The following is a 9,214-nucleotide window of genomic DNA, read 5'->3' on the forward strand; positions in this document are numbered from 1 at the left end:
GTGTTTGACAGCGCCGAGCACGCGGCATCGCTGTTCAACCTGCAGACCTTTGGCAATGTGTATTCGCGCCTGAGCAACCCCACGGTGGCGGTGCTTGAAGAACGCGTGGCCGCACTCGAAGGCGGGCGCGCCGGGGTGGCCAGCGCTTCAGGCATGGCGGCCGAAACCATGGCGCTGATGACCCTCTTGCAGTCAGGCGACCATGTGGTGGCCGCTGGCGCTTTGTATGGCGGCTCGGTCACCATGCTGGCCGTGAGCTTGGCCAAGTTCGGCATCGAGACCACCTTTGTGGACGCGACAAAGCCTGAGGCTTTTGCCGCCGCCATGCGCCCACACACGCGGGCGGTGTATGCCGAAAGCCTGGGCAACCCGAGCATGGTGGTGCTGGACATCGCCGCCGTGGCCGAGGTGGCCCACGCGCACGGCGTGCCTCTCATCATCGACAACACCGTGCCCAGCCCGCTGCTGTGCAATCCGCTCGCATTGGGAGCCGACATCGTGGTGCATTCGGCCACCAAATACCTGGCCGGCCACGGCACCACGCTGGGCGGCGTGGTGGTTGAGGGGGGCAAATTCCCGTGGGACAACGGCAAGTTTCCGGGCATGACCGAGCCGTCCAAGGGCTACCACGGCGTGAAGTTTTACGAGACCTTTGGCGACTTTGGGTTTTCCATGCGCTGCCGAATGGAAAGTCTGCGCGTGTTCGGCGCGGCGCTCAGCCCCATGAGCGCCTGGCAAATTTTGCAGGGCGTTGAAACCCTGCCCTTGCGCATGCAAAAGCACTGCGACAACGCCTTGGGCGTGGCCAAGTTTTTGCAGGCCGACCCGCGCGTGGCCTGGGTCAATTACCCCGGCTTGCCCGACCACCCGCAACACGCGCTGATGCAGCGCCAGATGCGCGGGGCATCGGGCCTGTTGGCGTTTGGCGTGAAAGGCGGTTTGGCGCAGGGTGTGACGTTCATCGAGTCGGCCCAGTTCATGAGCCACCTGGTCAACATCGGCGACACCCGCACCCTGATCAGCCACCCGGCCAGCACCACGCACCGCCAGCTTGACGAAGCCCAGCAACTGGCCGCAGGCGTGCCGCCCGACATGGTGCGCATCTCGGTGGGATTGGAGAATTTGGACGACATCCTCTGGGACATCGACCAGGCGCTGGACAAGGCCAGCCATTGAATCGATGTCATGGCGCATGAGCCGTGACTGTCAATGTACTTGCCGAGCCCTATCGCCCACGGGGTGGGCTCCTACAAATATCCATGCACCTGCCCCTGTAGGAGCCCACCCCGTGGGCGATGGCTTGTGCGCTCAGGTCGATGCACACGTTGACAACTCAAGCGCACCACACAATCAAGGCGCAGATCAACGCGCCAGCAAGGCCTGCTTGCGCCTGCGCTCCGCCTGCAGCAGCCCCAGTCCAGCAGCCACCACCAGCGCAATGCCGCCCCAGGCCAGCGTGTTGGGCACATCGCCCCACATCCAGTAGCCCAGCACCAGCGCCACCAACAAACCGCTGTAACGGAATGGCCCGATCACGCTCATGTCGCCCAAACGCATGCTGAGCGTGAGCAGGTGGTACCCCGCCGCCAAACACAGCGACGCGCCGAACAGCAACCACAGATGCTGCGTGGTCATGGGCTTCCAGGGCTCGAACAAACTCCACACGCCCGACAGCAACATCACCATGGTGGAGGTGGACAAAGTGATCAGCAGCGAGGGCACCTGCGCGGGCACCAGGCGCGTCATGAAATCTCTGCCCGCGTGCAGCACCGCCGCAAACAAGCACAGCACGGCATAGGCATTGAAATCCCCCATGCGCGGTTGCACCACCAGCAACACACCCGCAAAGCCCAGCACGATCAGCGCCCAACGGCCGGGCGTGACCCGCTCCTTCAAAAAAAACACCGCCATCAGGGTCAGGAACAAGGGGCCCGCCAAATTGATCGCCGTGGCGTTGCCCAAAGGGATGTGAAACACCGCCGTGAGGTAGGTGAAGGACGCCAGGCTGTCCAGCACGGCGCGGGCAGGCACCGAGCGCGTCAACGTGGTTCGCCAGAGCTGCAACTGGCCCATCCAGCCAGCCAGGGCCAACAGCAGCGCCGTGGTCATCACCCCGCGTACAAAAATCAGTTGCGGGGTTGAAAGGTCCGTGCTGACCCACTTGACCAACGCATCGTTGACCACAAAAAATGCCATGGCCCCGGTCATGGTGACGATGCCGCGCCGGTTGTGCTGGCTCATGCCGCCAACCCTCGCAGAAACGGCAAGGCCTTGGCCAGCAGGGCATCAGGGGCTTCTTCGGCGATGTAGTGGCCGCAGGGGAGCGCCTGGCCCGTGATCTGTGTGGCCACTTTTTGCCATTCCATGAGCGGATCAAAACAGCACTGCACCACGCCTTGCGCGCCCCACAGCACCTGCAGCGGCATCTCCAGCCTGCGGCCTTGTGCGATGTCCTCCCGGTCGTGCACCAGGTCAATGCCTGCCGAGGCGCGGTAGTCTTCGCACAGGCCGTGCGCAGCACCCGGCAAGGCCAGGCAGCGCTGGTATTCGGCAAGGGCGCGGGCATCAAAGGGGGCCAGCCCGGCGCTGCGGTTGCCCATGACATCGGTCACATAGGCGGCCGGGTTGGCCTGGATCAGGCGCTCGGGCAGGGGCTGAGGCTGGATCAAAAAGAACCAGTGCCAATAAGCGCGGGCAAAGGCCTCGGAGGTCTGTTCGTACATGGCCAAGGTGGGCGCGATGTCGAGCAGGGCCATGCGGCTGACCGCATCCCCATGGTCCATGGCCAGCCGGTGCGCCACACGCGCACCCCGGTCGTGGGCCAACACCGCAAAGCGCGCAAAACCCAGCTGCTGCATCAAGCTCACCTGGTCTTGCGCCATGCTGCGTTTCGCGTAAGCCGAGTGGTCCGGCCCACCTTCGGGCTTGGACGAGTCGCCATAGCCCCGCAAGTCGGCCGCCACCACGGTGAAGTGCAGCGCCAGAGTGGGAGCGACTTTGTGCCAAATGGCCAGGGTTTGGGGGTGGCCGTGCAGCAGCAACAAGCCCGGACCCTGGCCGCCCACCATGGCCGAAATCGACACGCTGGGGCTGACCTCCAGCAGGTGGTGGGCAAAACCGGGAAACAAAGGCAAGGCAGGGTGGTTCATGGGCAGCGTTGTGTCTGATCGGCCATTATTGACCTGCCAGACCTGCGCCCCTGTGACCTTTGAGACCCTTGTTGCCCAAGGTTTGCGATGGGCGAGCGCTTAAACTCTCCGCTTTGATCCCAAGACAAGGAAGACCCCATGGGCGCGCAGTGGAAAGCAAAAGGCAAGGCGCAGGCAGCCGATGCCCGCGGCAAATTGTTTGGCCGTCTGGCCAAAGACATCATGATCGCGGCCCGCAACGGCGCTGACCCGTCGGCCAACTCGCGCCTGCGTCTGGTGGTGGAACAGGCCCGCAAAGTGTCCATGCCCAAGGAAACGCTGGAACGCGCCATCAAGAAAGGCGCAGGCCTGCTGGGCGATGCGGTCAGCTTTGAGCGCGTGATTTACGAAGGCTTTGCGCCGCACCAAGTGCCCGTGATGATCGAGGTGCTGACCGACAACGTGAACCGCAGTGCTTCTGAAATGCGCGTGCTGTTTCGCAAGGGCCAGCAAGGCACTTCGGGCTCGGTGTCTTGGGACTTTGACCATGTGGGTTTCATCGAAGCCGAACCCGCGCAAGCAGGGGCCGACCCTGAGCTGGCCGCCATTGAGGCCGGTGCACAAGACTTTGAGCCCGCCGACGAAGACGGCGTGACGGTGTTCATCACCGAAGCGGCTGACCTGGACCTGGTCAGCCGCGCCCTGCCCGAACACGGCTTCAATGTGGTGTCGGCCAAGCTGGGCTACAAACCCAAAAACCCGGTCAACCCAGCCAACCTGAGCGCCGAACAACTCGAAGAAGTCGAAGCCTTTTTGGGCGCGATCGACAACAACGACGACGTACAAAACGTGTTTGTGGGTCTGGCGGGCTAAGGGTTTAAAAAGTCAGGCTTGATTTTATACGCAACTTACGTACAATCATGAGCCATGAAAGCACTCTTTGTTGAGTTGCCAGCTTTCGAGCGTTTCCGACAGGATTACTTGAGCGATGAGGCGTACCGAGGCCTGCAAAATGAAATGCTCAAAGCACCCGAGACCGGTGATGTGATCACGGGTACGGGGGGCCTGCGCAAAATCAGACACGGAGATACGCAGCGAGGCAAAGGCAAACGTGGTGGGCTCAGGGTGATCTATTTTTGGTGGGAAACCCAGCGTCAGTTCTGGCTTTTTACCCTCTATGACAAAAGCGAAATGGATGACCTGTCACCCACGGACCGCGCAGCGCTCAAAGTGATGCTGAAACAAGAACTGGAGTCCCGCAAATGAAACGCAATTTGTTCGCTGAAATTTCCGAAGGCTTTGATGCCCTGGCCCAACAGCGGGTTGACAAGACCACTATGCGTACCGTCGAAGTAGAAAGCAAACCTGCCCCAGACATCAGTGCCATGGAGCTCAAGGCCATTCGAGAAAAACTCAAGCTCTCGCGTCCCGTCTTCGCCCACTACCTGCGCACCAACCCCAGAACACTGGAAAACTGGGAGCAAGGCCGAGCTAAGCCCAACGCCCAGGCAGCCCTGCTGATTCACTTGGTGGACCGCTACCCCGATACAGTCAAGCGCCTCGCCGCAGTTTGAGCCATGAAGCCGACGCCTGCCTGATTAGCGCCTATCGGGTCTTGCACGCGACAGCTGCACACCCCGCTTGAGGGTTTTCAATGGGGGCGTTTCGGGAGCGATTGGATAGCATAGACGGATCCTTCAGGAGTCCACCATGCCGTTTTCAGCTTCAGCCACACTTTCCTCTGTCACGATTGCCCCTGCTTATCGCGCTCGGAGTCTGACCTTCGTCGCGGCTTTGCTGGCCGTGTGTGCCAGCAGCAGCGCCCTGGCCCAAGCCTGGCCACAGCGCCCCATCAAGGTGGTCATTCCCTTCCCGCCCGGTGGCCCCAGTGACCTGGTCATGCGCACAGCGGCCGAAAAAATTCTGGCCAACCTCAAGCAACCCATCGTGATCGAGAACCAGCCCGGCGCGGGTGGCAACATCGGCGCAGCCAGCGTAGCGCGCGCCGCGCCCGACGGCTACACCTTTTTGTTCGCGACCGACACGTTGCTCACCGTCAACCCGCATGTGTACAAATCAATGCCCTTCAAGCTCGACGACTTGAAGCCCATCAGTGTGTTGTCATCGTTCAGCCAAACCCTGGTGTGCAACCCTTCGCTGGGTGTCAAAACAGTGTCCGATCTGATCGCCAAATCCAAAACCATGCCTTTGAGCTATGCATCAGGCGGTGCAGGTGTGCCGGGGCACTTGTCGACCGAATTGCTGCTGAGCATGACCGGCATGCAGATGACACACATCCCCTACAAAGGCCCAGCCCCCGCCATGCAGGACGTGCTGGCCAACCAGGTGCCTTGCGGTTTGCTGGCCGGGCCCACAGTGCTGCCGCATGTGCGTTCGGGCAAGTTGACGGCGCTGGCAGTGTCGGGCCAAGCGCGCTCGCCCTCTTTGCCCGAAGTGCCCACCGTGGATGAAGCCGGGGTGAAAGGCTACGAGGCCGACTTCAGCCTGATCTTGATGGCCCCCAAACAAGTGCCAGATGACATCGTGGCCAAATTCCGCCAAGCGGTGGTCGACGCGCTGCGCACACCAGAGGCCACCGAGCGGCTCAAAGCATCCGACCAGATCGTGATCGGCAGCACGCCCGAGCAAGCCGTCGCCAAAGTGGCCAAGGACTTTGCCAAATGGGGGGCGGTGTCGCGCAAGATCGGTCTGAGTCTGGACTGACGCTGAGCAAGTCGCAGCTGGAACGTGCTGCCGACTGCCCAAAACGCAAGCCCCAAAAAACAAGCCCGACCAGCGAACTGGTCGGGCCGATGGGTCGTCACGAGAGGATCGTCCCAGGGTTTGCCCAAAAGAGGCGTCATCGTTCGGGTGGACAGGGCGCATGCGTGAGACCCGATAATGAGCCCAACGTGTAAAGGCCGCCCATGACCGAAACTCTTCCCGCACCCCGACTCGAACACCTGTGCGACCTGGCGGTGACCATTGCAGCGCCTGTGGAAGTGGGCCAGACGCCCGCCGGTTTGCGCCGCATGATCCCCATCACCGGGGGCACCGTGAAAGGTGCGCGCGTGAACGGCAAAGTGTTGGCCGGTGGGGCCGACTTTCAGTTGATCCTGGATGGCGGCACACAAGCGCATCTGGACGCGCGTTATGTGATGGAACTGGACGATGGCAGCCGGGTGTTCGTTCAAAACACCGCCTTGCGCGTGGCATCGCTTGAAAATTCGCAACGAATCATGAGCGGGCAACCGGTCAACCCGGACGAGGTGTACTTTCGCTGCCAACCCAAGCTCGAAGCCACTGCGCCCCAGTGGGCGTGGCTGAGCGAAAGCCAGTTCATCGGCAGCGGGCGGCGTGCGCCCGATGGGGTGTTTTTGAGCTTTTACCGGGTCTGCTGAGAGCTGGTATCTGGCCCCAGCCAAACCCGAGCGCTGGTGTTCAATGCATCTGCCCTGATCACCCAAACCGCCGTGGCGAATAGGGCGTTGGGTCCACACAAGGCGGCTCACCGCTCACCATTTCGGCCAGCAAGCGACCTGCCACCGGGCCCATGGTGAAGCCCTGGTGCGCATGGCCAAAGTTGAACCACAGCCCCGGGTGACGCGGCGCGGGGCCCATCACGGGCAGCATGTCGGCAACGCATGGGCGAGCGCCCAGCCAGGGCGGCTCGGGCAGAGGCTGGCCCAGGTCGATCAACTCACGCGCCAAGATCTCGGCCTTGGCCAGTTGCACCGGCGTGGGCGGGGCATCAATGGGCGCAAATTCAGCACCTGTGGTCAGGCGCAAGCCACGCTGCATGGGGGCCAGCACATAGCCGCGCTCGACGTCCAGAATGGGCCGACGCAGTTGTGCGGATGATGTGTAGTGCTGGTGGTAACCGCGCTTGATGAACAGTGGAAAGCGGTAACCCAGCGTGCGGATCAAGCCGTCGGACCACGGCCCCAGGGCCAGCACCGCTTGCTGGGCGTGCACCGTGCCTTCGGTCGTGCGCACCGACCAGGCCGCGCCTTGCGCCTGCAAACTGGCCGCGTCGCCCACCAGCAAACGACCGCCACGCGCCACAAACAGGTCGGCATAGCGTTGCACCAAAGCCCCCGGGTCGTTCACTGCCCACGGGTCCAGCCAGTGCACCGCGCCGGCCAAGGGTTTTTGCAAGGCCGGCTCGGCCAGCGCCAACTGGGCGGTGTTTTCGGCTTGGGAGCGCACACCAAAACGCAAAAGCAAATCTTGCGCCCGCTGCGCCGCCGCGTCGAAGGCCTCGGCCGTGCGGAACACGAAGCGAAATCCTTCACGCGTCACCAAATCCTGCGCACCCGCAGCCTTGACCAACACACCGTGCTCATCGGTCGCATGGGCGATCAGGCGGCTGTAGGCTTGGGTGGCCTGGGCGTGTCGCTGGGGATGCGAGTGGTGCAAGTAGCGCAGCAATGCTCTGCCCATTTGCCACAGCCCTTGGGCGTGCCAATGCACTTGGGCACCGCGACCCAGGGCCGCGTCCAGCAAAAAGCCCGGCTCACGCGGAAAGGCATAAGGCTCGACCGCCTCGCGCTGGATCAGGCCCGCATTGCCCATGGACGTTTCCTGGCCTGGTGTACGCCGGTCCAACAGCGTCACGTCATAGCCGCGCTGCTGCAAATGCAAGGCGGTGCAGGTGCCCACCATGCCCGCACCCAAAACAAGTATCGATGTGGTCATAAGCTGCGCATCATGCAGCAGTTCCCGGAGACTCGTCTATCCCCTGACATTTCAGTTTTTTCAGGCCCGGTCACAATCGCCCGCATGAAACGAATCTACGCTTATTTTTTCCGGGGTCTGATCACCTTTTTGCCCGTCGGTCTGACGGTCTATGCGCTGTACCTGTTTGTCACCTGGATCGAAAGCTCGGCGATGCGGGTGTTGCGCCCATTCACGGGCGACTTCTACCTGCCGGGCCTGGGCATTGTGCTGGGCACCGCCTTGATTTTGGTGCTGGGCTTTTTGGTGTCGCAGCCCTTCATGAAGCGGGCGCTGGGCTGGGTGGAGTTGCCCTTCACCAATTTGCCCTTGGTCAAAAGCATCTACTCGTCGCTGAAAAGTTTTGCCGATTATTTCGCGCCGCACGAGCGCGACGTGCAACAGGTCGTGTTGCTGAAAAAACCAGACAGCGACTTGTCCATCATCGGCTTGGTCACGCGCCAAAGCCTGGCCGATTTGCCCCTGGATGCGACCACCCAGCAACACGTGGCGGTGTACCTGCCCATGGGCTACATGATTGGCGGCTACACCGTGTTTGTGCCCCGCGATTGGGTGCAGGTGCTGGACATGTCGGTGGAGGAAGCCATGCGCTCGTCCTTGACGGCGTGGATGGGCACCCCCAAAAATCCGCCTGCGCCCTGAACGGTGGGCGCGCTGGCTCAGTTCTGCGCCGCCAAATACGCCACCGCTGCTGCCACACCATCGGTGCCAAAGGGGATTTTTTGCACCGTCATGGCCGCTTCAATGCCGGCCAGCGCGCCCAGGATCATGGGCTCGTTCATGTCGCCCAGATGGCCGATGCGGAACACCCGACCGGCCAAAGGCCCCAGACCGCCCGCCATGGCGACCTGAAAGCGTTCGCGCGCCACGGTGCGCAAGGCCTCGGGGTCGATGCCCGAGGCCACCTCGATGGCGGTGACCGAGGCCGAGCGTGTCTCGGGCTGACGCGCATGAAAGCGCATGGCCCCCGGCACCGTCCAGCGCTCGACCGCGGCATGCACCGCGCCCGCCAGGCGCTGGTGCCGCGCCCACACACTGGGCAAGCCTTCTTCTTCGAGCAAGGCAATGGCCGTCTCCAGCCCGGCGATGTGGGCCAGCGGCGGCGTGCCGCAAAACTTGGCCGACTGGTTGTCGCTGTCGCGGCGTTGCCAGTCCCAGTAAAAGCGCGGCTCGGCATGGCGGGCTGACCAGGCCATGGCTTTGGCGTTCACGGCCACAAAGCCCAAACCGGGCGGCATCATCAGACCTTTTTGTGAACTGCCCAAGGCCACGTCCACGCCCAGCGCGTCCATGTCAAACGGGCTGGCGGCCAGCGAGGCCACCACGTCCACCACATACAGCGCCGGGTG

At 62.6% G+C, this 9,214-nt stretch carries 11 protein-coding genes; 7 read left to right on the plus strand and 4 right to left on the minus strand.

The genetic code is table 11. The annotated features are described in order from the left end of the window. A partial coding sequence (locus ACIQ47_RS12970) for an O-acetylhomoserine aminocarboxypropyltransferase/cysteine synthase family protein (protein WP_396438515.1) occupies positions 1-1,176 on the plus strand: 1,176 nt, incomplete at its 5' end. A gap of 186 nt (positions 1,177-1,362) precedes the next feature. Here ACIQ47_RS12970 and ACIQ47_RS12975 read toward each other — a convergent pair. Both ACIQ47_RS12975 and ACIQ47_RS12980 read right to left on the minus strand, forming a co-directional pair. Then, on the minus strand, positions 1,363-2,241 hold the full coding sequence (locus ACIQ47_RS12975; protein WP_396438516.1) for a DMT family transporter: 879 nt from the start codon (positions 2,239-2,241) through the stop codon (positions 1,363-1,365). After that, positions 2,238-3,149 (minus strand): alpha/beta fold hydrolase, encoded by a 912-nt coding sequence (locus ACIQ47_RS12980; RefSeq protein ID WP_396438517.1) that lies wholly within the window; start codon positions 3,147-3,149, stop codon positions 2,238-2,240. Before ACIQ47_RS12980 ends, ACIQ47_RS12975 begins: the two co-directional genes overlap by 4 nt. Before the next feature lie 138 nt (positions 3,150-3,287). Between ACIQ47_RS12980 and ACIQ47_RS12985 the strand changes: the two genes are divergently transcribed. From ACIQ47_RS12985 to ACIQ47_RS13005, 5 genes are all read left to right on the plus strand, one after another. Then, complete coding sequence (locus ACIQ47_RS12985; protein ID WP_396438518.1) at positions 3,288-4,001, plus strand: YebC/PmpR family DNA-binding transcriptional regulator; 714 nt, start codon at positions 3,288-3,290, stop codon at positions 3,999-4,001. 54 nt (positions 4,002-4,055) lie between these two features. After that, positions 4,056-4,394 carry a type II toxin-antitoxin system RelE/ParE family toxin gene (locus ACIQ47_RS12990; protein ID WP_396438519.1) on the plus strand — a complete coding sequence of 113 codons (339 nt, stop codon included), beginning with the start codon at positions 4,056-4,058 and terminating at the stop codon, positions 4,392-4,394. Further along, complete coding sequence (locus ACIQ47_RS12995) at positions 4,391-4,702, plus strand: helix-turn-helix domain-containing protein (protein ID WP_396438520.1); 312 nt, start codon at positions 4,391-4,393, stop codon at positions 4,700-4,702. Before ACIQ47_RS12990 ends, ACIQ47_RS12995 begins: the two co-directional genes overlap by 4 nt. Before the next feature lie 136 nt (positions 4,703-4,838). Continuing rightward, entirely contained in the window at positions 4,839-5,852 is a 1,014-nt protein-coding gene (locus ACIQ47_RS13000) for a Bug family tripartite tricarboxylate transporter substrate binding protein (protein ID WP_396438521.1), read from the plus strand. 203 nt (positions 5,853-6,055) lie between these two features. Beyond that, on the plus strand, positions 6,056-6,529 hold the full coding sequence (locus tag ACIQ47_RS13005; RefSeq protein ID WP_396438522.1) for a DUF3237 domain-containing protein: 474 nt from the start codon (positions 6,056-6,058) through the stop codon (positions 6,527-6,529). Between the two features lie 58 nt (positions 6,530-6,587). Here the strand turns inward: ACIQ47_RS13005 and ACIQ47_RS13010 are convergent, their stop codons facing one another. After that, entirely contained in the window at positions 6,588-7,826 is a 1,239-nt protein-coding gene (locus ACIQ47_RS13010; RefSeq protein ID WP_396438523.1) for an NAD(P)/FAD-dependent oxidoreductase, read from the minus strand. Positions 7,827-7,910: 84 nt separating this feature from the next. On the opposite strand from ACIQ47_RS13010, the gene ACIQ47_RS13015 reads away from it, so the two are divergent. Next, positions 7,911-8,507 carry a DUF502 domain-containing protein gene (locus tag ACIQ47_RS13015; RefSeq protein ID WP_396438524.1) on the plus strand — a complete coding sequence of 199 codons (597 nt, stop codon included), beginning with the start codon at positions 7,911-7,913 and terminating at the stop codon, positions 8,505-8,507. A 17-nt stretch (positions 8,508-8,524) separates the two neighbouring features. Here the strand turns inward: ACIQ47_RS13015 and ACIQ47_RS13020 are convergent. Beyond that, positions 8,525-9,214, minus strand: a 690-nt coding sequence (locus tag ACIQ47_RS13020) for a pyridoxal-phosphate-dependent aminotransferase family protein (RefSeq protein WP_396438525.1), incomplete at its 5' end; no start/stop codon positions are given.

The organism is Limnohabitans sp. (assembly GCF_044373035.1).
GTDB lineage: Bacteria > Pseudomonadota > Gammaproteobacteria > Burkholderiales > Burkholderiaceae_C > Limnohabitans_A.

What these genes read in the sequence shown, in the direction of transcription:
- ACIQ47_RS12975 (WP_396438516.1), bottom strand. Translation starts at nt 2,241, where the DNA reads ATGAGCCAGCACAACCGGCGCGGCATCGTCACCATGACCGGGGCCATG.
- ACIQ47_RS12980 (WP_396438517.1), bottom strand. Translation starts at nt 3,149, where the DNA reads ATGAACCACCCTGCCTTGCCTTTGTTTCCCGGTTTTGCCCACCACCTG.
- ACIQ47_RS12985 (WP_396438518.1), top strand. Translation starts at nt 3,288, where the DNA reads ATGGGCGCGCAGTGGAAAGCAAAAGGCAAGGCGCAGGCAGCCGATGCC.
- ACIQ47_RS12990 (WP_396438519.1), top strand. Translation starts at nt 4,056, where the DNA reads ATGAAAGCACTCTTTGTTGAGTTGCCAGCTTTCGAGCGTTTCCGACAG.
- ACIQ47_RS12995 (WP_396438520.1), top strand. Translation starts at nt 4,391, where the DNA reads ATGAAACGCAATTTGTTCGCTGAAATTTCCGAAGGCTTTGATGCCCTG.
- ACIQ47_RS13000 (WP_396438521.1), top strand. Translation starts at nt 4,839, where the DNA reads ATGCCGTTTTCAGCTTCAGCCACACTTTCCTCTGTCACGATTGCCCCT.
- ACIQ47_RS13005 (WP_396438522.1), top strand. Translation starts at nt 6,056, where the DNA reads ATGACCGAAACTCTTCCCGCACCCCGACTCGAACACCTGTGCGACCTG.
- ACIQ47_RS13010 (WP_396438523.1), bottom strand. Translation starts at nt 7,826, where the DNA reads ATGACCACATCGATACTTGTTTTGGGTGCGGGCATGGTGGGCACCTGC.
- ACIQ47_RS13015 (WP_396438524.1), top strand. Translation starts at nt 7,911, where the DNA reads ATGAAACGAATCTACGCTTATTTTTTCCGGGGTCTGATCACCTTTTTG.